Origin of the sequence: Hymenobacter fastidiosus, assembly GCF_039539565.1 — a bacterium.
Classification (GTDB): domain Bacteria; phylum Bacteroidota; class Bacteroidia; order Cytophagales; family Hymenobacteraceae; genus Hymenobacter; species Hymenobacter fastidiosus.
Genome location: NZ_BAABDJ010000002.1, coordinates 81,941 through 104,614 on the forward strand (window position 1 = coordinate 81,941; position 22,674 = coordinate 104,614).

The 22,674-nt window shown below is 60.6% G+C and carries 15 protein-coding genes; 3 read left to right on the forward strand and 12 right to left on the reverse strand.

Annotated elements, in window-relative coordinates:
* Positions 1–55 precede the first annotated feature (55 nt).
* The 12 genes from gmd to ABD833_RS01190 form a co-directional block, all read right to left on the reverse strand.
* Entirely contained in the window at positions 56–1,168 is a 1,113-nt protein-coding gene (gene gmd, locus ABD833_RS01135; protein WP_345070407.1) for a GDP-mannose 4,6-dehydratase, read from the reverse strand.
* A 267-nt stretch (positions 1,169–1,435) separates the two neighbouring features.
* Complete coding sequence (locus tag ABD833_RS01140) at positions 1,436–4,504, reverse strand: Ig-like domain-containing protein (protein ID WP_345070408.1); 3,069 nt, start codon at positions 4,502–4,504, stop codon at positions 1,436–1,438.
* Between the two features lie 873 nt (positions 4,505–5,377).
* Entirely contained in the window at positions 5,378–6,538 is a 1,161-nt protein-coding gene (locus ABD833_RS01145) for a hypothetical protein (RefSeq protein ID WP_345070410.1), read from the reverse strand.
* Between the two features lie 158 nt (positions 6,539–6,696).
* Entirely contained in the window at positions 6,697–7,581 is an 885-nt protein-coding gene (locus ABD833_RS01150; RefSeq protein WP_345070411.1) for an O-fucosyltransferase family protein, read from the reverse strand.
* Positions 7,582–7,602: 21 nt separating this feature from the next.
* A complete protein-coding gene (locus tag ABD833_RS01155) occupies positions 7,603–8,442 on the reverse strand; it encodes a glycosyltransferase family 2 protein (RefSeq protein ID WP_345070412.1) in 840 nt (279 codons plus the stop codon).
* Positions 8,443–8,454: 12 nt separating this feature from the next.
* Positions 8,455–9,822: a glycosyltransferase family 4 protein gene (locus tag ABD833_RS01160; RefSeq protein WP_345070414.1), complete on the reverse strand. Its 1,368-nt coding sequence runs from the start codon at positions 9,820–9,822 to the stop codon at positions 8,455–8,457.
* Positions 9,819–10,865, reverse strand: coding sequence for a nucleotide-diphospho-sugar transferase (locus tag ABD833_RS01165; protein WP_345070415.1), 1,047 nt, complete (start codon positions 10,863–10,865; stop codon positions 9,819–9,821). Before ABD833_RS01165 ends, ABD833_RS01160 begins: the two co-directional genes overlap by 4 nt.
* Positions 10,831–12,150, reverse strand: a complete 1,320-nt coding sequence (locus ABD833_RS01170; RefSeq protein ID WP_345070417.1) for a hypothetical protein — start codon at positions 12,148–12,150, stop codon at positions 10,831–10,833. Before ABD833_RS01170 ends, ABD833_RS01165 begins: the two co-directional genes overlap by 35 nt.
* 14 nt (positions 12,151–12,164) lie before the next feature.
* A complete protein-coding gene (locus ABD833_RS01175) occupies positions 12,165–13,289 on the reverse strand; it encodes a glycosyltransferase family 4 protein (protein ID WP_345070418.1) in 1,125 nt (374 codons plus the stop codon).
* Positions 13,290–13,291: 2 nt separating this feature from the next.
* Entirely contained in the window at positions 13,292–14,923 is a 1,632-nt protein-coding gene (locus ABD833_RS01180) for a lipopolysaccharide biosynthesis protein (protein ID WP_345070419.1), read from the reverse strand.
* A gap of 56 nt (positions 14,924–14,979) precedes the next feature.
* On the reverse strand, positions 14,980–17,367 hold the full coding sequence (locus ABD833_RS01185) for a polysaccharide biosynthesis tyrosine autokinase (RefSeq protein WP_345070421.1): 2,388 nt from the start codon (positions 17,365–17,367) through the stop codon (positions 14,980–14,982).
* Between the two features lie 25 nt (positions 17,368–17,392).
* A complete protein-coding gene (locus ABD833_RS01190; RefSeq protein ID WP_345070423.1) occupies positions 17,393–18,181 on the reverse strand; it encodes a polysaccharide biosynthesis/export family protein in 789 nt (262 codons plus the stop codon).
* Positions 18,182–18,477: 296 nt separating this feature from the next.
* On the opposite strand from ABD833_RS01190, the gene ABD833_RS01195 reads away from it, so the two are divergent.
* The 3 genes from ABD833_RS01195 to ABD833_RS01205 all read left to right on the forward strand — a co-directional run bounded on the left by ABD833_RS01195 (position 18,478) and on the right by ABD833_RS01205 (position 22,618).
* Complete coding sequence (locus ABD833_RS01195) at positions 18,478–19,158, forward strand: response regulator transcription factor (protein WP_345070424.1); 681 nt, start codon at positions 18,478–18,480, stop codon at positions 19,156–19,158.
* 218 nt (positions 19,159–19,376) lie between these two features.
* On the forward strand, positions 19,377–20,783 hold the full coding sequence (locus tag ABD833_RS01200) for a sensor histidine kinase (RefSeq protein WP_345070426.1): 1,407 nt from the start codon (positions 19,377–19,379) through the stop codon (positions 20,781–20,783).
* A gap of 236 nt (positions 20,784–21,019) precedes the next feature.
* Complete coding sequence (locus tag ABD833_RS01205) at positions 21,020–22,618, forward strand: SulP family inorganic anion transporter (RefSeq protein ID WP_345070427.1); 1,599 nt, start codon at positions 21,020–21,022, stop codon at positions 22,616–22,618.
* Positions 22,619–22,674: the final 56 nt, after the last annotated feature.

Consider the following 22,674-nt stretch of genomic DNA (forward strand, 5'->3'; position numbering starts at 1 on the left):
TGGTGGGAGGGGCATGCCAGAACCGACAAAACACCCGGCCCCCGGCACTAAAAACCTACTCATCATGGAACATCACCGGGTGACCGGCTTCGAGCAGCACCGTGTCGCGGCGGAACAGCCGCACGTCGGCCTGCACCATGTCGCTGACCAGGGCGGACAGGTCGTGGCGGGGCGCCCAGCCCAGTTCGGCCTTGGCCCGACTAGGGTCACCAATCAGCAGTTCGACTTCCGTAGGCCGGAAGTAGGCCGGATCGACGGCCACCACTACCTGCCCGACGGCAAGCTGGTAGCCCAGGTTGTGGCAGGCGGCCACGTACCCTACTTCGTTCACGCCCTCACCTACGAAGGTGATTTCGATGCCCAGCTCGGCGAAAGCCAGATTGACGAACTCCCGTACGGTGGTCGTCACGCCCGTGGCAATGACGTAGTCACGGGGCTGATCCTGCTGCAGCATCAGCCACATGGCCTCCACATAGTCTTTGGCATGCCCCCAGTCGCGGCGGGCGTCAAGATTCCCCAGAAATATCTTCTGCTGCAATCCCAGCGCAATGCGGGCCACGCCCCGGGTAATCTTGCGGGTAACGAAAGTTTCGCCCCGCAGCGGCGACTCGTGGTTGAACAGAATGCCATTGCAGGCATACATATTATAGGCTTCGCGGTAGTTTACCGTAATCCAGTAGCCGTACAGTTTCGCCACGGCGTAAGGCGAGCGGGGGTAAAACGGCGTCGCCTCCGACTGCGGGACCTGCTGCACCAGTCCGTAGAGCTCGGAAGTGGAAGCCTGATAAATCCGGGTTTTCTGGGTCAGACCCAGAATTCGAATAGCTTCCAGCAGGCGTAGCGTACCCAGCCCGTCTACGTCGGCCGTATACTCGGGCGTGTCGAACGATACTTTCACGTGCGACATGGCGCCGAGGTTATAGATCTCATCGGGTTGTACTTCCTGCACGATGCGGATCAGATTAGTGGCGTCGGCTAAGTCCCCGTAATGCAGCTTGAAGCGGATGCCTTTTTCATGCGGGTCCTGATACAGGTGGTCGATACGATCCGTGTTGAACAGCGACGAGCGACGCTTGATGCCATGAACCTCGTAGCCTTTGCTGAGCAGTAGCTCAGCCAGATAGGATCCATCCTGCCCCGTGATACCGGTAATGAGTGCGCGCTTCATAAAGCAAATTCTAAGTGGAAGAAGAAATACTGGTTCTACCTATTTCCTGAGTAGAACTTTAATAACAAATTATTGTATTTATATCTACAATTGCAATCTGTGAGCGAAAAATATTTACTTATTTGGATATCAAATTGAAATAATGCAAGTTAGTGCGTTGGGCCTTACCCATATTGATAGAGTAGATGTTTACGGCCCTAAAAAAGCCTGCCCTCAGAGAGAGCAGGCTTTTTTGGGGCCGTAAACAGAATAGTCGGCTGGTAGTCGTTAGCTGGTGACGGGCCGCGTCTGCCCGGCAAGGGCACCACCCGGAAATTTAAGGAAGTACTGTTCAGCGGGTAATTGGTTTACCACGAGGTTTTTGGTCGATACGCCTTGCCCGAAGGGGAGAGCCGACGGCAGCACTGTCGCTCCGCCTTGCTGCAGCATGGCCACCGGCACGATTTCGGCCTGCGGTATTGCTACGGGCAGACCCAGCCCGGTTACTACCGGGTTAAGGTAAGGCGTCGCACTGGCGGTCGACTTGGCGGTGGTAGCAGGCGCGGTCAGGTTGGTGGAAGCCGTACCGGTAGATTTGCGCCACACCTCCACGCCCGAGAAGTTGATGGTGCCACCCGTGCTGGTGATGCTGATGAGGCCATTGGTCACGTTGGCAGCATAAGGCCCCATCTTTTTCCAGGTCCCGGCCGAGCCGCTGTTGTAGTTGCTCTGTACCGTCTGGCCGTTTACTGCCAGACTGAACGTTTCGGCATTGTTGTCTTCCCAAACATAGACGTACACGTCGTAAGAACCATTCGGAACTGAATTCATCTCGAATTTGAGGGCGTTGGTATACACCGAGGAGCGGATCATCTGGGCCCGGGCCGTAGTGGTAGCGGGGTTCAGGGTGATGCCCTGATTGGCAAACCCAGTACCGTTGACCGTGTAGTTCAGCGCGCTTCTACCCTGCCAGCTGTTGCCATCAAGCTGCGTCGCGGCACCGTCGATATCGATGGCACGGTAGAAGGTGGCAGTGGTGGCGGGTGGTGTAGCCGTCGTCACGGTTACCGTAACGGCCGATGAGGTGGTCGTTGCGCCGGCGTTGTCGGTGGCCTTGGCGGTGAGCGAAAGCGTGCCGGCCGCGTTGGGGGTGTAGCTCAGCCCGTAAGGCGCGGTGGTGTCTTCGCCCAGCTTGGTCGTGCCGTTGAAGAACTCCACTTTCGTTACCGAGCCATCGGTGTCAGCCGCGGTAGCTGTCAGGGCCAGTACGGTTCCAGCTGTTACGCTGGTGTTGGTGGTCGGCGACGTCAGGCTGGCCGTCGGGGCTACGTTGGTTGTTGTCGTCGGATTCTGCTTCCAGATTTCCACGCCCGAAAGGTTAGCATCACCGCCCGAAGTAGCCACGTTGATCGTGCCATCGGTCACGCTGGCCGTGAATGGACCCAGACGGTCCCACCGGCCGGCCGCACCACTGGTATGATTAGCCAGTACGGTTTGGCCTTCCAGCATCACCTTAAAGTTCTGACTGTTGTTATCCTCCCATACGTAGAGATAAACAATGTAAGTAGCCGAAGCGACGTTGCTGATGGCCGCGCTGGTGCTGGTGCCATACAGCGAGGAGCGAATCAGCGTAGCCCGAGCCGCATCGGTAGCTGGATTCAGCGTAGCGTTCTGGTCGGCAAAGGGCGTCCCGATAAGCTGCACGTTGGCCGCCCCGGCGGCGGCTTCCCAAGCCCGGCCATCTACCGTCACGGCCGCGCCATTCACGTTGATACCACGGAAGAAAGTGGCATTAGCGGGCGTTAGCGGCGTGGTGACCGTGGTTGAAGTTACCGTTACCGTAACGGCCGATGAGGTGGTCGTCGCGCCGGCGTTGTCGGTGGCCTTGGCGGTGAGCGAAAGCGTGCCGGCCGCGTTGGGGGTGTAGCTCAGCCCGTAAGGCGCGGTGGTGTCTTCGCCCAGCTTGGTCGTGCCGTTGAAGAACTCCACTTTCGTTACCGAGCCATCGGTGTCAGCCGCGGTAGCCGTCAGGGCCAGGGCAGTATTGACCGTTACACTGGTGTTGGTGGTCGGAGCGGTCAGGCTTACGGTCGGGGCCACGTTGGTCGGAGTGTTATTACCCGTGGTCGGACCTAGCACAATGCTGTTCTGCTGGACTTTCTGCAGCCAGAACGTCCATTCTTCCTGCTCCCGCTGCAGAGTGATGGGTTGGTTGGGCAGGTGATTGGAGTTGGTGCAGGGCGTGCAGTTACCAGGGCTCATGTCCAGCCGGTTGGGGTAGGGGCTGCTGTGGCCAAAGTTCGCGAAGCCTATCAGGTTGTTGTCGAACGAGTTGTTGTAGAAAACACTGGTGGGTTGCTGATAGGCGTTCCACAAGCCAAAACCGGCGTAGTTGGCCTGCAGCTTGGTGCCATCGGGCAGATAGCCGCTGGTAACCGCGCGGTTGTTGTAGTACTTGTTGTCGTGGCCCGCGGCGATGTTCAGGGCCGCGCAGGTCGAGACGATCTGGTTGTTGTACCCGTTGATGAAAGCGCTGGTCAGGGTTGGGGAGCTAGCGTCGCCGTCGATCGTGATGCCGGAGCCGGTGTAGACGGCGCTAGCGGCTGGGAAGGGGTAGGCACCCTGAATGTAGTTGTCGTGCAGCTTGGCCGGGCTGGCCTGGGTGCCGCCGGAGTTGTAGAAGTTGATGTTGTCTTCTACTTTGCTTTTATCAGGCTCGTTGATCACCTGGTTCCAGGACACTTCCATGTTGCTAAGGTTGCGTACTCCGTTCAATCCCAGGAAGTTGGCGAAGGTGCCGGTGCCGCCGTTGCGGTAGCGCCCGTCCATGTTCTTGATTACGTTGCGCGTTATGGTCAGCGTCTGCGAGGGCGAGCCGTCGCCATTCCACAAGTAGATGGAAATACCGCTGACGGACTCCACGTAGTTGTTTTCCATGCGTACGGAAATGGCATTATTCACTTCCAGGAAGCGTCCCCGCCGGGTGTTATCGAGGCTGGGCGTGAGACCGTAGCCCTTGTTGTTGCGCACGATGAGGGAGTAGTTGGCCCCCATTTTGGCCTGAATCAGGTCGCCGGCACCAGCCAGGACGCAGTTTTCAATGATAACAGGCTGGGTGGTTTCAATTTTGATAACCGGCACATTAGAATCGAGGCTGCGATAGTTGCCGGTGTAAGTGCCTCCCTTCGTGATGACGATGGGAGCGGAATACGTGATGTCAGGGGCCTGGGCGTGGACCTTCCCCGTACCCAGGCCGAGTACCAAAAAAGTGAACATTGCCGCCAGCACAGGCGATGTGCGGGTACCGAAGTGGTTGCTGAGCGCGAAGGAGGAATGGTATCCGGTTTCTTTTTGCATTTTATGGCTACTTTGGTTGAAATTTCTGGGTTGACACGTAAACTAACTCAATGGGATAAGTCAATTTCATGTAAATTCAATGATTCGATTTGTGCTATCCTCTGCTGGAAAAAGGGTACGCACAACCCTCTGGTTAACCCGTAGTCCAACAGGGAGGGTAATATGGGTAACCGAACTGCCGGTGGCCGACTGGCACCAGCGCTGCATTTTGAAAAAATGCTTTCAAGGTTATTTATCAGGCTTTTACTCACTCCGCACAATCCGTTTCAGCCTACTGACAATCAAATAAGTCAGTCCTCACAACTCTTTCCCCGGCAACGTTTTCAAGCACAGGCGCTAAATAATCGGCTGCCTGCTAAAAGCTGACTTGAGCTTATGACTATGAAAAGTGATAAAGCTTTGGAAAGGTTTCAATGCAAATGTATAACTAATATTCAAGTTTGATAAAGGAGTCAATTGGTGTGCTATTGCATTATAGTCAGCTGAAATTATATAGTCTGAAAGCAATGCTTAGTGTATAGCTCTACAGCCGGGTTTTTGGGCCGGGCGAGGCAGACCAAAAAAAAGGAGAATCCCAAAATTTTGTTAGTGCCCTAGCTCTGAACAACATGGATTGCTGCGCCAGGGCTGGCCGCATGGGCGCAGCAGGCCCTGGCCGGCATAGTCAGCCGTGGTTGGGCTGAAGATTGGCTAACGACGAAGCTGTTTAGAAAGTCTGATTTTTTGTTGCCTGTCATCCTTCGCAAGCGGACGCCAGATGAAGGATGACAAACGACGAAAAAACCGAAACCCTAAACAGGTTCGATGACAGACTTCTTGACTTTCTAAACAGCTTCAACTTAACCCAGGTTAGGCGGCTAACCGGAAGCGGACTTAGTAAGGACCTACGCGCCGGCCGGCCCGCCTCAGCTTCCGTTGCCAGAGGTCCCACTCGTGCTGCTCGGTTTGCAGGGTAATCGGATTAGGCAAGTGCGTGGTAGCCGTACAGGAAGGGCAGGCGCCAGGGCTCAGGTCCTGCCGGTCGGAGTAGGGCGTAGTACCGCCCCAATGCACGAAGCCGATGACATTATCACGGAAGTGATTGTTGAAAAATACCGTTGCGGGCTGCTTATATTGATTCCAAAGACCCGCAGCGGCATAGTTGGCGGTCAGTTTAGCGCCATCGGGCAGGTAGCCACTCGTGACCATTCGATTATGGTGAAAGACGTTGTCGTGACCGGCGGCGATATTCATCGCGGCACAGGTCGAGACCAGCTGATTATTGTACCCCTCAACAAAGGCGGTGGTAGTCATCGCCGAGCCCCCATCCCCATCGAGCGTGATGCCCGAGCCGGAATAGCGCGTACTCGTGGCCGGATAAGGATAAGCCCCCTGAATATAGTTATCGTGCAGACGGGCGGGGCTGGCCCGGGTGCCGCCGGAGTTGTAGAGGTTGATGTTGTCCTCTACTTTGCTTTGGTTGGGCTCGTTGATCACCTGATTCCAGGCAATTTCGATATTGCCGACGTTGCGTACGCCTACTAAACCCAGAAAATTGGCGAAGGTGCCGCCCCCATTACGGTAGCGGCCATCCATGTTCCGGGCCGTGTTGCCTACTACCGTCAGCGTTTGGGCCGGTGTGCCGTCGCCGGCCCACAAATACACGGCAATGCCACTGACGTGCTCCAGATAGTTGCGCTCCAGGCGTACCGATATCGCCTGGTTTACCTGCACAAACCGCCCAGGATACCGCTGATCGGCCGTAGGCGTTAAGCCATAGCCCCGACAGTTTACCACCGTCAGCCGGGCGCCTCCGTTGGTAGCCTGAATCAGATTGCCCGGGCCCCGCAGAACACAGTTTATCAGGGTTACCGGCTCGGTGGTTTCAATCCGGACGCAGGGCTTATCCGAGTCGTCGCTGATAAAGGTGCCGGTATACGTGCCGCCGTGTCGGACGATGAGTGACCCGCTAGTGCTGGGTTGCGACGTGTTCAGCGCCAGGCACAACAGGCTAGCGCTAAATCCGGGACGAAGCAGCGTGACAAAGGGCAGCATAAGGCGTAGACAGTTAAGTAAAGTTCGGTGACCGGGCAACAGGCGAAATACCAGCACCTGAAACCCGGTATACCTTGTCGGGCCCCGACCGCAAGTCCTGACGAGCCGCCCGCCTGCCAACGGGCGGCTCGGTTTTCGGGCAACAGCTGGCTAGAAGATCAGGTATCCAGGAAAACCTGGAAGTCATTGAGCGTCAGGCGTTGATCGGGGTGGTGTAGATGACAGAGGGGCACGCCCCCATAAAATGAAGCCCACATGGAGTAAGAGCTGGGGGGGCCGAGCACATAATCGCAGGCCGCCAGCGCGTAGAGGTCTTCCACGAAGTGCCCGGTAGCGCGGTGCAGGACGAGTCCGGCAAAATCCCGGGCATCGAAAGCCTCATTGGAGCACAGCAGAAAGGCCACGCGCGTCGTGGCCGGAAACTGGGCCTGGACTTCGCGCATGCGGGCGGCATACGTGGCATTATCGTAGTAGAAAGCACCGTGGGCAAAAGTGGCATAGTCCCCGCGGCGCATGTGCACGCCTACCAGTACCGCACATTGCTGCCGGCAGAGCCCAATAAGCTGCTCAACTGCCCGGCGGTGTACCGCGACGGGAGCAAACAGCTGTCGGATCAGGGGGGCATGCCGGCGCAGATGGGTTTTGTCGCGAAACATCCAGCCGTGGGCCAATACCAGGCCCTGGCGGGCGGGGGTCAGATACTCGGGTTGGTTCAGGTCAAAATCCGGCCCGTCCTCATCCGCCAGCAGGGCGGCCGCCGCCAGCCGGCGGGGTAAAAGCTGCACTGCTTTCTGGAGTACCCGAAAAATACGGGAGTGCTGGACCAGCTGAAAAACGTAATCGAACCGGGCCCGGCGGAATACCTGCAGCCGGATGGGTAAGCCCCCAAAATCCTGGGTAGAGGTGGCCTCAAAGTACGGCGCGTAGGCCCGGAAGCTGGGGTTAGCCAGGGCATAGCGGTGCTCGGCCGCGTTGGCCACGAAATGGGCAAAGAGAAAAAGCCGGTTGCCGAGCTGGCCGGTGCGTTTCGTGACGATAACCATGCGGAAGAAGCGGAAAGTATGCTAGTGCAGAAAATACCCTACCAGCCGGCGGGCATACCCATTGAGCAGGTAGTAGGGCATATACCTGGGCGGACAGTTCCTGAGGGCAAAGTGGGTGAAGTTGCGCAGATTTCCCCCGCCCCGGATGCCAAACAGATGCTGGTAGTAGCCCCGGAAGCTCCGGTGACGGCGGGTTTGCTGCTGGCCGCTTTCGTCGGGGTAGGTACTCAGCGGCGCATCGTAGTTGCAGAAGACCGGAAAGCCGTGCTGCCGGGCCACGCTGGTATAGTCGTAGTCGGCCAGGTAGTGGGGCAGGCGCTGCTCGTCGAACAGCCCGATTTCCTGAATCACCCGCAGCGGGATAAGCAGGCCGCGGCCCGGCAAATAAGTTACCGGATGCAGCCCGTGGCGGCGGGTTTCGGGCAGCTCAGCCAGCAGGTACTGACTGGTGTTATTGCGCCAGTTCACCCGCTCGCCCCCATAGATGGGCTGGCCGGTGGCCGCGTCCAGCTCCAGGGCGCCCAGCAGCGCATCCGGCCGACGGTCGGCCCAGAGCAGCATGTTCTCTACGAAGTCCGGGGGCACCAGCACGTCATTATTGAGCGTGAGCAAGCGGCTGGCTTCGTGGGTGAGGGCGCGGCGGATACCCGCATTCACCCCGGCCGTCCAGAACAGCTTCCCGTCGCCGGTAACCACTTCCACCTCCGGAAACTCGTTCGTCAGCATCACATCAGTACCGTCGGTGGAGCCGTCATCCACGACGATGATACGGAAGTCCGCCCGGGTTTGCTCGCGCAACGACAGCAGGCAGGCACGGGTGTAGGCCCGGCGGTTGAAGACAGGAATAACGATGTAAAGCATAGCCGGAAGCGGTTAGGGAATGCCGGGAAGAGAGAAGCCTGTACTGCTGCTGCTGCCGGCGGCAGCGGGCCATAAGAAAGAAGCCGGCGGATTAATTTTTTCCGGGTTTGACGAACCTACAACCAGCGCCTGTTCTGCCTGCGGAGTCGTGTCGATGCCCATCTCCGCCAGCATGGTCAGCACGCGGTCCATGCGGTCGGGCCAGGTCTGCCGGTGGGCGAAGTCGTAGCCGGCCCGCCCCATGGCCCGGCGCTCCGTAGGATGATTATAGAGGTATTCCACGGCGCGGGCCATGGCGGCAGTAGTTGCTTCCGGATTCTCAACCGGCACCTTGATTGCCGCCGTATCGGGCAGGAAGGAGCGGGCTCCTTGATGATTGAGCGTGATAATGGGCATGCCCGTGGCCATGGCTTCCATGAACTGCGACGCGAAGGAGTCGCGTAGCGAGCCGAAAATGAACACGTCGTGGCTGAGCATGCAGGCGTGGACTTCCGTCCAGGGTACACTGCCGCGCCAGGTTACGCGGTCCGTGAGGCCGTATTCTGCAATCCAGCCCGGCACCAGGTCGCGCATCGGACCATCACCCAGCACGGTGAGGTGAAATGGAATCCAGGCATCAACCTGGGCGAGAGCGTCCAGCACCAGCGGTAGAGCCTTGTTGGGATACAAGCGTCCTACCCAAAGCAGCTGTAGCACGGGCTGGGCCGGGCGCTCCGGAAAGCGGGCGGCCTCGAAGGCCTCGGGCAGACCCGTATCCAGAAACAGCTCGACGCGCCGCGCCCCCAGCTGCCGGGCCAGGGCTGCCGACTCGTCGTTGGAAGCCAGCACCAGCGTAGCGTGCCGCAGGTTCTGGTGCAGGTTCACGTCGAAGGTGGTGAGTACCCAGGTGAAAGCGGAGCGGAGGGTTTCGGTGCGGAACCAGTCGGGCAGGTAGCGGCGGAAGGCAATGGGGGCTTTCTGGGCCCCACCCACCGGGCCATAAACCATGGGCTTGCCCAGCCGCCACAACCAGGAACCCATTTTCAGGCTGCTGTAGGTAGCGTGGTGCACCAGGTCGAAGTTGATGGTCCGGTCCATTTTTTGGGCCAGCCGCCACGCATCGTACTGCCATACCATATAGTGGAGGTACACGCCGAACTGCCAGCGGTAGAGAAACTGCCATAGCGGGGCTAGCTCAATAAAGGTGAAATGCATCCGCTGCGCGTGTGGGTCAGTGGCGTGGGCCGCCTGAAAATTCCGAATGTCGTCGTGGTTCGACGGTGTGGTCAGGCACCAGACGGCGTGGCCGCGCCTGGCCATTTCCCAGGCCCAGCGGAACCCATTGCCATTTTCCCCGCCGCTGGCGGGGTTGCAGGCATAAGCGGAGAGCAGAACGTTCATGATGAGGCGGCAGTAGCAAAGGTGGAGGGCGGAAGAGCAGGGGTTGTTTGGGCGGGAGCAGCCGGCGCGGAAGCTACCGGACGGGCCGGCAGGAACCGGCGCAGGAACCGCCGGGCTTTGAACACGGCTCGCTCGGTCAGAAACTCGCGAAAGTGGCGGTGGTCCCGGGCCCAGTCGCGCAGCACCACGGGCGGGTGCCGCAGGGGCCAGGCCAGCTCGGCGGTGCTCAGGCGGGCCCGCCGGTCCAGCGGATCGAAGGTGTGGGTGGCGTCGTCGCCGAAGCCGATGTTGGTGACCAGGTTTACGGCCGGCGTGATGGCCAGCCCCGAGTTGGCGGCCACGGTGAAGTGCCACTGGTAGTCCCAGGTGTGGGGCGGCTGCGGACCGGTGCGCATGGCCTCGAACTTGCGCAGCCAGTAATGCCGCTCAAGCAGCGACGGGTACATGCCCGGCAGGGCTCCGCGCTGTCGCAGCTCCGGCAGCCGGTCGTAGTGGAAGTCGTAGTGCTGCCAGGCGCGGCGCCAGGTGGCCCAGCCCCAGCTGTGGACCTGGCCGGAAAAGTGGTACGACTCGCCGGCCGCCGCCCCGGGGTGCCGGGCTTCCGGGGAAAAGTTATTGCCGCCGATGTGCATCACGCGGGTGTCGTCGCGGTAACGGGTCAGCAGCTCCTGGCAGAACCGGAAAAAGCCGGGCGTCGGCAGGCAGTCATCTTCCAGGATTATGCCTTCCGGTTCGTGGTCGAAAAACCACCGGATGGCCGACGACACGCCCCGGCTGCACCCCAGGTTGGATGCCCGGAACAGGGTGTGCACCTCGCAGGGCCAGTCGACGCCAGCGGTAACTACGGCGCGGGTGTCGGCGCACAGCGCAGTTTCGGCCGGCCGCTCGGGGCGCGGCCCATCCACGGCTACGTACAGCCGGGCCGGCCGGGCCTGCCGAACGGCCTCGAATACGCGGCGGGCAGGCACGGGGCGGTTGAAGAGCAGCAGCAAGACGGGGGCCTGAAGCTCAGCGTCCGGAGTCGGGGGCAGAGGCGGTAGCATGGCTGGTTGGGGAAAAAGGCGCGAAAGAAGCGAGAGGCAGACTTATGGGTAAGGCCGCAGGGGGCGAAGAGCGGATCAGGACGGGTGACGCAGCGGCCAGCGTAAGGCCCAGAATGGCGTAGAAACAGGGCGGCCAGTCGTAGGAGATGCCGTAGACCAGCATGCCCAGGGAGAAAAGCGCGAAAGCCGTAGCGGCCGGGGCCAGGGGAACCGGCTGGAGCAGGCGGTGACCCAGCAGCAGCACGGGCACCACCAGCACGAGGCCAACCCCGATGAGCCCGAAATAGAAAATGCGGTCCACGTAAAAGCTGTGGAAATGGTGCCCCGTCCAGTTGGGCCACACCGGCAGGTTGGAGTCCGGGGCGTAGAACTGGATAGGCAGCTCGAAGCCTTTGAGTCGCATACCGGCCACGGGGTATTTGTATAGAAACGGCTCATAGGCTTCAAACTGGCGCAGGCGCCAGCTGCCGGTTCCCTGCTTGTCGGGGTGGATGATGTCCTGCATACTGTCGCCCAGCTTCTGCAGCACCTGCGGATTGCTGAGGACGGCCAGCCCGCCCGAAATCAGGAGCGCCAGCGGAATCAAGGCCAGGGGCAGCAGCCGGTTGGGGCTCAGGCGCGTGCCCTCTACCCGGCCCAGGGCCAGCAGCACAGCATTCAGCGGCAGCGCCAGGCCCAGCGCCAGCCACACGGAGCGGTGCTGCAGAAACACGATCATGCCCACGCCCAGAAAGAAGACCAGCAGCCGCAGCAGTCCGCCCCGGGCAAAGTATTCGTTCAGGTAGTACAGCGTCGGCAAGAGCACCAGCATGGCCGAAGTAGAGCCAAACCCGCGCTCATTATCCAGGAAGGCCGATAAGCTCAACGCCTCGGGATGAAAGAACAGCAGATTGGCCAGCAGCCCCAGCAGCAGCAGCCGCATAAGGGTTTCCAGCGGCGGCAGCCCGTGGCGGGAATAATAAGCGCCCACCGCGAAAACCGGTAGCAGGATCGTGAGCTTGGAAAACACGTGGGGGTAAATCATCCACGCTCCCCACCCCGCGTACGATTCCAGGGCCAGGAGGACCAGACCAGCCATAATCACCCAGAACCAGCCCTGCATTATCGCGCTCAGGTAGCGGTAGTTGCGCAGTATCACATAGAGCGACAGGGCTACCAGCACATAGTTATACCGGTTCAGCACGGCATCGTCTTCGTTGACAAACACGAATTCCGTAAAGGCCCGGTCGGTGACCAGAAAGGCCAGAATGAGCAGAGTATAGCGGAAGCGCAGGCTGATGATCATGGCGATGCGTCCAGTTAGTGGGAGAAAACGGGGGCCGCCGCGCGGGCCTGCTCATATACCTGCCGGGTGCGGGCCGCGGTATGCTGCCAGGTGAAGTCGCGCACCCGCAAATCGCCCAAACGGGCCAGGTGGGTGCGTAAGTCTGCATCATGCAGCAGCTGTCGCAGCTGCTGGCGTAGCTCCTCCGGCTGGTTAGGATCGAAATACAGGGCCGCGTCCCGGGCTATTTCGGGGAAGCAGGAGGCCTGGCTGAGGACTACCGGACAGTGCTGGCCGAACGCTTCCAGAATGGGCAGGCCGAAGCCCTCATAGTGGGAAGGGAACACGAAAGCCCGGGCATTGCGGTACAGCTGCTGCAGCTGGGCGTCGGTTATCATCCCGAAATGGTGCACCCGGCTTTCGATACCGGCCTGGCGCAGCATTTCCCGTTCCGGGGAGGTAAACGGATGGCCTCCGGCGCAGACCAGGTGCAGATCCGGGAATTCCCGTTTGGTAAGCTGGCAAAACGCTTCCACCAGGCAGCTGAAGTTCTTGTACAGGGCTCTGGTACCGGTATAGAGCAAGTAGTTTTGGGGCGCGGCTATCCGGCTTTCGGCCGCCTGGTACTCGCGCCGGGCATAGCCGTGGTAGATGACCTCGACGCACTCCGGGGGCAGTTTCAGCAGCCGCAGCACATCAGCCCGGGTGTGCTCCGATACGGCAATGACCCGGCTGGCCCGGCGGCACAGCAGCTCCTGGGCCGCGCCCGGGTCTGGCTCGGCGTAGAACTGCGGAAACAGCCGCTCAATCATGTCATGGATAGTCAGCACGAAGGGTTTGGCTTCGAGCAGATCCAGAAAGTAGGGGGAGCTACTCAGCGTGGGGTGAAACACGTCGAAGTTCTGGCGGCGCAGGGCCCGCCGGGCAGCCTGTTGGTTGACGTACTGAATGATGCGCCACCGCCCGCGAAAAGGCAGGTGGCGGAAAAACTCGTGGTGGCGGGTGTGGCGCCGGTCGTGCAGGTAGAGGTTGTTGCTGAGCACCACGGGCAGCTCCGCGCTCAGGCCGGGACCGGCGTGGTCGAGCAGCTCATGAAAATAGCGCGAGACTCCCCCGAAGTCCTGAATACTGAATATCTGATGGTCGTAGAGAACGTTCATAGCTATACGAGTTCAGTTTCGGGGTCGGGAGAAAAAACCGGGTGGGGCCGGCGCGCCGGGCCCGGGCCCGGCTCAGCAGCTGCTGACATGGTCTTATTGACCCCGTCGGGGCTGGCCAGCCGGGCGGCAAGGCCCGCCAGCAGCCGGTTGACGAGACCTGTCGGCGGGCCGTCGGGGGTAGGCCGGTCCAGCAGGCGCCGCAGGATTTCCCGCAGCTGAGTCGGCGGGGCCAGCCAGGCCAGGGTCAGCAGTACCCCGCCGCCGGTCAGCATTTGCAGCAGCAGCGTAAGCAGCGGGACGCTGCCGGCCGTGCGCAGCCCGTAGCTGACCACCGCCGTACCGCCCGCCACGGCCACCGCTGCCAGCACCCCCGGCCCGTAGGCCCGCAGCACCACCGCCCCCGGTACCGTCAGTACCCGGCGCATCAACAGCAGATAGAATAGCGTCCGGACCACTTCACCCAGTACCACGGCCGCCGCTACCCCCCGCAGGCCATAGGGACTCAGCCCGAAAAACAAGCCGGTCAGAATCAGCATCGTGGCTACGTTGAGGGCGAGCTTGGGCAGGAGCGTGGCCGTGGCATCGCAGACGATACCGGCAAACATCGTAACCAGGCTCAGGGCGAAGGCGAAGCTGATAATCCGCAGGATGGGAACGGCGGCCCCCCACTTCGGGCCCAGCAGCACCTCCACAATTTCGGGGGCGGCTACGGCTGCGCCGGCACAGATGGGCATCACCAGCGCGGCAATCAAGGTGATGCTGCTCAGATACACGCGGCGCAGCTTGGGGCGGTCGGCCTGCACCTGGCTGAAGGAAGGAAAGGCTACTTTGGCCACGCTGGTGGTGAGCAAATACACCGGTAGGCCCACCAGCATCCAGCCGCGGCTGTAGATGCCCAACGCCGTCGCGCCCAGCAGCCGGCCGATCAGCACGGTGTCGAGGGAGCCGTTGATGAACTCGACAAAGCTGATGGCCGACATCCGGCTGCCGTAGGCCACCAGCGGCCGGTAAGCCGCCCAACTGAAGAGCAGGCGCACCGAGTGCCGCACCGCGCCGTAGCTGAGCACCGTAATCAGCAGGCCCTGACCCAGCGTAGCACCTACCAGCGCCCACACGCCGTAGTCCTGCCAGGCCAGCACCAGGCCCAGCCCGGCGTAGCTCAGCACGTAGGAGATAACCTCAATGATGGCCAGCGTGCGAAAGCGCATCTGCCGCCGCAGCAGGCTCAGGGCCGTGGCGTTCAGGCCGGTCAGAAAAATGCTGATGGCCAGCACCCGTACCACGGGTAGCACTTCCGGCTGCCGCACCAGGCTGGCCGCCAGCGGCGCCCCCACGGCCAGGAGTCCGGCAAATACTGCCCCCAGCAGAAGGGAGGAGGTGAAAGCCGCCCGGACGTCAGTAGCGCTTAGCTCGGGTTTCTGGATGATGGCCTGCTCCATCCCCATCTGGGCGAAGTAAGTGCCGAAGCGCAGCACCACGCCGGCCAGGGCCACCAGCCCGAACGCGGCCGGGCTGAGCAGTCGGGCCATCAGGGCCGAGTAGCCCACCTGCAGCACCGCGTTGGTCACGGTGGCCGCCGTCGTCCATTTCACCCCGTGCACGGTGGCCGAGGTCAGGTTCTGGGGGTGCGCCATTAGAGTGGGATTGGGACAGGGAGAGGGTCGCAGGTAAGGCAACAGGGCGGGACAGCTTACTGACCGTAGGCGTAGGCCTTTTCCTTGTAGCGGTACTCGTATGTTTTAGTGAAGCGCACGTCGTTGATGATGATGTAGAGCTGCTTGATCTTCTGCTCCTGGTGTAGCTCGTTGATCTGGCTGACCAGTCCTTTGTCGGTGTAGTTCTGGCGCACCACGTACACGTTAGCCTCCAGATGGCGCAGCAGGACAAAAAACTCGGCTACGTAGCCCACGGGTGGCGTGTCGACCAGCACGTAGTCGTAGTCGGCGCGCAGCCGGGTGAGCAGGGCCTCCATGCGCGGAGTTTCCAGCAGCTCGGTAGGATTGGGCGGGATAGGCCCGCAGCAGAGCACGCTCAGGTTGCGCACGCCGCTATCGGCCACGCAGTCCTCCAGCGGGCTCAGGCCCATGAGGTAGGAAGCCAGCCCATGTTGCGGGTGCGGGCTGAGGCCGAAATAGCCGGCGATGGTGGGGCGGCGCAGGTCGCACTCCAGCAACAGCACGCGCCGGCCGCTCTGGGCTATTTCGGCCGCCAGATTTACCGCGCAGAAGGTTTTGCCTTCGCCCGGTACCGACGAGGTGACGCCGATAATCTTCTTGTCGAGGCCCGCCGAGAGGTACTGCAGGTTCACCCGGATCGAGCGAAACGATTCGGCAATGGGCCCCTTCGGATTGTCGAGCATATGCTCTTTGTCGGCGCTGGAGCCGTGGGCTACCACCCCCAGCATGGGAATGGCCGTGATGCGCGACAGATCTTCTTTCCCCTGAATGAGCCGGTTGGTTTTGCTGAGCAGAATAGTGAGGGCAAAAGGAAAGCCCAGGCCGAGCATAAAAGCCAGCAGCAGGGCCATCAACGGTTTGGGTGACGATGGGCCGGTCCCGCTCATGGCGGCCCGGTCGATTACCTTCTTATCGGTGGCGTTGGTGGCCAGGGCAATAGCGGCTTCGGCCCGCTTCTCCACCAGGAAGTTGTAGTTCTTATCGTTGAAATCACTCTTGTTTTTGAGCGACGCCAGCTGGCGCTCATTTTCGGGCATGGCATTGATCGTGCCCTGCACCCGGCCCAGCTCCTGGTTCAGGTCGCGCAGGGCGATGTCGGTGACGCGAATCATGTTTGTCAGCGTCTGCATCAACGACTGCTTAGCGGTGCGGATCCGCTCGTCGAGCACCGTTACCAGCGGGTTGGTCGTGCTGGCATTCACGCCCAGGGCGGCCCGTTGGCTGTTCAGGTCCGTGAGCTGGAGAATCAGGTTATTCACGGCCGGATCTTCGATGCCCACGCTGCTCGGGGACGCCACCTGCGCTGCCTCCTGGTTGGCGCGCAGATAAGCCAGCATGCTCTGGTAGTATTTCCGGCTGGTAGCCGCTTTGGCCTGACGCATTTGCAGCTCACTTTGCTGCCGGATGCCTTCACTGGACTGGACGCCCACGTCCACCACGCCCCGGGCGGAACGGAAGGAGCTCAACGCCGCCGCGGACTGCTGCTGGGAGGTGGCGAGCTTACCGATTTCCTGATCCAGAAAGTCCACCGTTTTGAGGCCGATAAGGTTTTTCTCCCGGAGGTCATCCTCAATAAAAACGGCCATCAGCGTATCCAGAAACTGAGTTTCCTTCACCGGTACTACTCCTTTGAGGGCCAGCTCCACGATGCGCGAGTCGTGGTCGAGGGGGCGTACGGCCAGGAATTTCTGGTAGTCAGTAACCAGCGTGATCTGGTCGTTGAGCTGGAAGTAGTAGTGCTCGTGGACCAGGTCGGCGGGGTAGCCCGGCTCGGCCTGAAGCACGACGGTGAGCAGCGGATGCCGCAGCGTGTCGCCGGCGGCCACGGTCTGATCGATGTTTATGCCCAGTACGTCGCGGACCACCTCCCCCGTGGGCAGGCTGTAGAGCTGGCCGTGCTTGGCCTGGGCCCTGACCCGAAAGCGGCCCCGCGGTAGCGGCGTCACATCGATGCGGGTATCAGCCAGCTGGGGTACGGTCAGATCAGGGATAACCTGGAAGGGCATTGCCCCCGCGGGCCGTTCCCGTACTTGCAGGTCCCCGATTTTATTGATCCAGGAGTGCGGTACGGCGTAGTAAGATACCGTAAACGGGAGCCGCGCCAGCGTGCGTTTTACCATGTCGGCCGAGCGTAAGAGCCCGATTTCGTCCTCCATCTTCACGCCCTTCTCCTTTACCTCCAGAATCTGCAGCAGCTCCTGGGCCCGCTTCGACCCCGACCCCTGATTTCCCAGCAGCATCGAAGCCCGGAAGTCATACACCGGGGACTTCACCTGCAGATACAGAAAAGCCAGCGTGCAGGTCAGCACCAGCGACCCCACAAACAGTGGCCAGCGGTTGCGAAGCTTGAAAAACAACTCGTGCAGGTCAAGTTCGTCGGAGGAAGAGGAGCGTTGTTCCATGCTGAAGGAGTAGGAAAGGGCGGCGCTAGAGTAGCTTGACGTAGTTGAGAACCAGCACCACGGCGGAGATGCCGGCGAATACTATTCCCAGATTGTTGGCATTTGCCCGGCCCGCCCGCGCCTGAATCGGTTCCACGTACAGGGCATCGTTGGGCAGCAGGTAGTAGTAGCTGGAGCGCAGCAGGTTGGGGTCAGTCAGATTGAGGAGCACCACTTCTGAGCCGGTAGCCGTCTGCCGGATCAGCTTCACATTCTGGCGGTTGCCGAATTCGGTCAGGTCGCCGGCCAGGCCCAAGCCTTCGAGCAGCGTGGCCTGGGCGTTATAAACAAAGTAGCGGCCGGGGTTCTGCACCTCGCCCAGCACCGTGATTTTGAAGCTGAGCAGCTTCACCAGCACGTTGGCATCGCGCACGAACTTGCCGACCTGCTGCTGAATATGGGCCTGGGCCTCTTCCAGGGTCAGGCCCGTCACCTTCACCTTGCCCACCGTGGGCAGGTTGATGAAGCCGTCCACATCGACCGAGTAGCCGGAGAGAAACAGGGTGCTGGGGTCGCCGCCGGCCAGTATGTTGCGGGTATCGGTGATGTTGAACATGTCGTTGAGTACCGTCTGCACACTTTGCACCCTAATGCTGAGCACGTCGCTGGATTGGAGACGGTAGGGCCGCGGCTCGTTGAGCACGGTTACCGCGGCGGTGGTGGAGTAGGCCGGACTTTGCAGATAGGGCAGCGTCCGTTGGGCCACGCATCCGCTAAGCCATGCGGTGGCCAGCAGCAAGCAGAGATACGCGCAGAAACGAAAGGGTGGACCCATAGTGGTAGAGGTATGGTAGCGAAATCAGCCGCTGAAGCAGACCGGCCGGAACAGCCTAAAAACAGCCGATGCAAGCAGCGCAATGGAAAATACCCGGTTATAGAGTATTTTCATAAACGTATTGGATTGAGTTGGTAATATCAAGCATAATTTAAATTATTCTGATAATTTATTGTATTGCATAGGGAGAAATTGATCCGGTTAGTATTTCCTTCACCTGGCCCAGCCGGTTTTATCCGACCGGTGCTCCGGAACCCCTTACCTTCGCCGCCCCTCCCACCGCACCGTGCGCGTTCATGAAAATTCTGCTGGTTGAAGATGAGCCGAAAGTGGCGTCATTTCTACACAAGGGCCTCACTGAGCAGTCGCATAGCGTCGACACGGCTGCTGACGGGCTCACCGGCATGCGCCTGGCGCTGGGAAATAGCTACGACCTGATCATTCTTGATAATCTGCTGCCTGGTTTAAGTGGTCTGGACGTGTGCCGGCAGGTGCGGGCCCTGAACAGCAAAGTGCCTATTCTGATGCTCACGGCCCTGGGCGAAACCGATGATAAAATCCGGGGCCTCGATGCCGGAGCTGATGACTACCTGGTTAAGCCCTTTGCCTTTCAGGAACTGCTGGCCCGGATCCGGGCCCTGTCGCGCCGGCGTCAGGAAGCACCGGCTGCCGACGCTATACTCCAGCTGGCCGACCTCACCCTGAGCCCGGCCCGGAAACTGGTGCAGCGGGCCGGGCAAACCATTCAGCTCACGGCCCGCGAGTTCGCTCTGCTCGAATACCTGCTCCGCAACCAGGGCCGGGTGGTGTCACGGGTGGATATTCTGGAACACGTCTGGGAAACCAGCTTCGACACCGGTTCCAACGTTATCGACGTCTACATCAACTTCCTGCGGAAGAAAGTAGATAAGGATTTTACGCCCAAGCTGATTTACACGCTGGTGGGAATGGGGTACGTCATGAAGGAAGAGGTTTAGCCGGGGCAGCGGCCCCCACGGTTGGCACTGCCCCGGCGTAGGCTCAGCGTACCTTATCCTCGTGGCGAAGTAGGGGGCGGGGCTTGCCCCCGCCCGTCGTTGCCACAAGGATACCTGGGATTGAGGAGCAGGGGTGTTGCCCGGTACCCGGCCTGCAGACTGGCGTCAGCCCGGATCCCCGTTCCTACCTCAGCCCCTCAGCACATTATCCCCATCGTATGACCATCCGAACTCGTCTGGCCTGGCAGTTTGCGGCAATTCTGGCCGTTACCCTGCTGCTGTTCTCCGCTGTCATTTACTTTTTCACGTATCAGTCGCGGCGCAGTGCCTTCACCGACAGCTTGTTTGTGCGCGCCCGGGTCGTGGCCCACGTCTATCTGGATGGCACTAACCGGGGCAGTGAGGAAAGCCGGGCTTCGTACCGGCGCTACCTGCGGCAGTTCTACCGTACGCTGCCCGAAGAGGAAGTGCGGGTATTCGACCGCCACAACAAGGAAGTATTCTACGAAGGGCAGGGCCCCCGGCATCCTGTACCGCTGGCGTTGCTGAGGGCGATACGGCGGGTCGGCAGCCACATTGAGGAGCAGCACGACTACCACCAGATCATCGGGCTGCGCTACCGCGATGCCCGCCGCGGCGACTTCGTGATCATGGCCGCGTCGCTGGACGCCGACAGCCGCTCGAATCTGCGCACGCTACGGCAGGTGCTGGCCGGGGGGCTGTTCAGCTCCCTTATTATCGTGGGCATCGGCGGCTGGTTTTTTGCCCGGCAGGCCCTGCGGCCCATGCAGCGGATTGTGCAGGAAGTGGATACCATTTCGGCCTCCGATTTGCACCGCCGCCTGTCGGAAGCCGACGGTCAGGATGAAGTATCCCACCTGGCGCAGCGCTTTAATAGTTTGCTTAACCGACTCGAAACGGCCTTTGCCGGCCAGCGGACCTTCGTGCGTGATGCTTCCCACGAGCTACGGACCCCGCTTACGGTACTCATTGGTGAGCTGGAGGTGGCCCTGTTGCAGCAGCAGCGGAGCCCCGTCGAGTACCGGCGCGTGCTCCAAAGCACCCTCGACGCCGCGCGCCTGCTCAAAGACCTCACTAATGGGCTGCTCCAGATTGCCCGCGCCTCCGACGACCCTTCCCAGGTGCCCTTAAAGCCAATTCAGCTCGATGAGCTGCTGCTGCAGGCCCACGAGGAAGTACAGCGGCGTCAGCCCACCTGCCGCATCGACCTGGAATTTGGGGAGCCGGCCCCGGGACGGGAAACCCAACCCTTTCTGGTAAGTGGGAACGAGCCCCTGCTATTGGTGGCCTTGCTGAACGTAATTGAGAACGCCTGCAAGTTTTCCCGCGACTCCAGTCAGCCCATCCTGGCCCTGCTCTCTATCGTGAAAAATACCGTGCGGGTAGAAATCCGGGACCAGGGGGTAGGCATGAGCGCCGCCGACCGGGAACAGGTGTTCGTACCGTTTTTCCGGGCCGAAACGGTCCGCACCGTACCGGGGCACGGTATTGGTCTGCCGCTGACGGCCAAGATAATGGCGCTGCACGGCGGCTCAGTGCGGATAGCCAGCAAGTTGGGGGAGGGCACGCAGGTAACGCTGGAGCTACCCGCCGCGCCGGGCTAAACCGCCCCGGATACTACTTTATGACTGCGCGTTATGACTCCTGGAGCAGGCCGGTTTGGCCCGCCCTGGGATTGGTCAAACCAAGCCCTGCCGCGCCTGGGTGAGCGGTACGAGGGTTTTAATTTCCTTTTAACCCGTTTTTAACGCTGTCTTAACCCCCCGGCCGTACACTTGTATCCCACTCTGGCCCGTCGCTGCTGTTAGCCGATGGGAGTCAGGGCTGATTTTCCTGCTTTATGGTAAAAAACACTCCGGCTCACAGCGCCGATACTGCCACGGCACCTGCCGTAAGCTACTGGCAAACTATTGCCAAAGACGCCCCGGCAGGGCTGGTGGTCTTTCTGGTCGCCTTGCCGCTGTGCCTGGGTATTTCGCTGGCTTCGGGGGCTCCATTGCTCTCGGGCATAATTACGGGTATTGTAGGCGGCGTGCTGGTGTCCTGGGTGAGCGGGTCCCAGCTAAGTGTAAGCGGTCCGGCGGCTGGCCTGACGGCCATCATGCTTACGGCTATCAGTACGTTGGGCTCATTTGAAGCGGTCCTGGCGGCCACCGTCCTGGCGGGCGTGCTGCAGCTGGTGCTGGGCTTTTTGAAGGCGGGCATCATTGGCCTGTACTTTCCCTCGTCGGTCATTCGGGGGATGCTGGCCGCTATTGGCCTGATCCTGATTCTGAAGCAGATTCCGCACTTTTTCGGGGCCGATACGGATTACTTCGAGGATATGGACTTTCTGCAGTTCAACGGGCAGAATACCTTCTCCGCCATCGTGGCTTCTACTAATGCCATCAGCTGGGGCTCCGCTTTGATTGGCTTGGTTTCGTTGGTAGTTCTGATAATCTGGGATAGTAAGCCGGTGAAAAGCGTGCCGCCGCTGAAGCTGATACCCGGCGCGCTGGTGGTAGTAGCGGTTTCCATTGGCCTGAACCTATTGCTGATGAACGGGGCTCCCCACCTGCAGGTCCGGGCCGAGCACCTGGTGCAGCTGCCCGCTATCGGCTCCTTCGCCGACCTGACCCGCGAACTGGCATTCCCCGACTGGTCGGCGCTGGGCCGGGGCCGCACGTATATCGTGGCTTTCACCATCGCCATCGTGGCTTCGCTGGAAACCCTGCTCAGCGTGGAAGCCGTAGATAAGCTTGACCCCCACAAGCGACACACTCCCCAGAACCGCGAGCTGAAGGCCCAGGGAATTGGCAACATTGTCAGCGGCCTGATTGGGGGCCTGCCTTTGACGGCCGTTATCGTGCGGAGCTCCGCCAATATCGACGCCGGCGGGCAAACCAAGGTAGCCGCATTTATTCACGGGTTGCTGCTGCTGGTCAGCCTGCTGGTCTTGTCGTCGGTGCTGAACCTGATTCCGTTGTCGGCCCTGGCGGCGGTGCTGCTGCTGGTGGGCTTCAAGCTAACCAAGCCGGCCCTGTACCGTACGCAGTGGCAGCTGGGCTGGGAGCAGTTTCTGCCCTTCTTCATCACCGTGGTAGCCATTTTGTTCACCGACCTGCTGAAAGGCGTCTGCGTAGGCCTGGCCATCGGGGTGTTCTATATCTTGAAAGCCAACCTGAACTCGGCTTACTATTTCCACCACGAGCCCAGTAGCCAACCCAACGTGCTGCACGTAAAGCTTAGCGAGCACGTTTCTTTTTTGAACAAAGCCAGCATCATCACCACTATGGAGCGGTTTGCGCCCGGCACTCATGTCATTATCGATGGCACCGACTCGGCCGTTATTGATTACGACGTGCTGGAGGCCATTGAGAACTTTCGCCTCGCGGCTCCCGAGCGCGGCATTGAGGTGGAGCTGCGCGGCATCCGGCAGGTAGAAGCGCTGGCGCATTAAGTCGGTTGCCGGTTCCGCGTTGCCGGTTGCTGGTTTTGAGTTGATAACTGAATCCG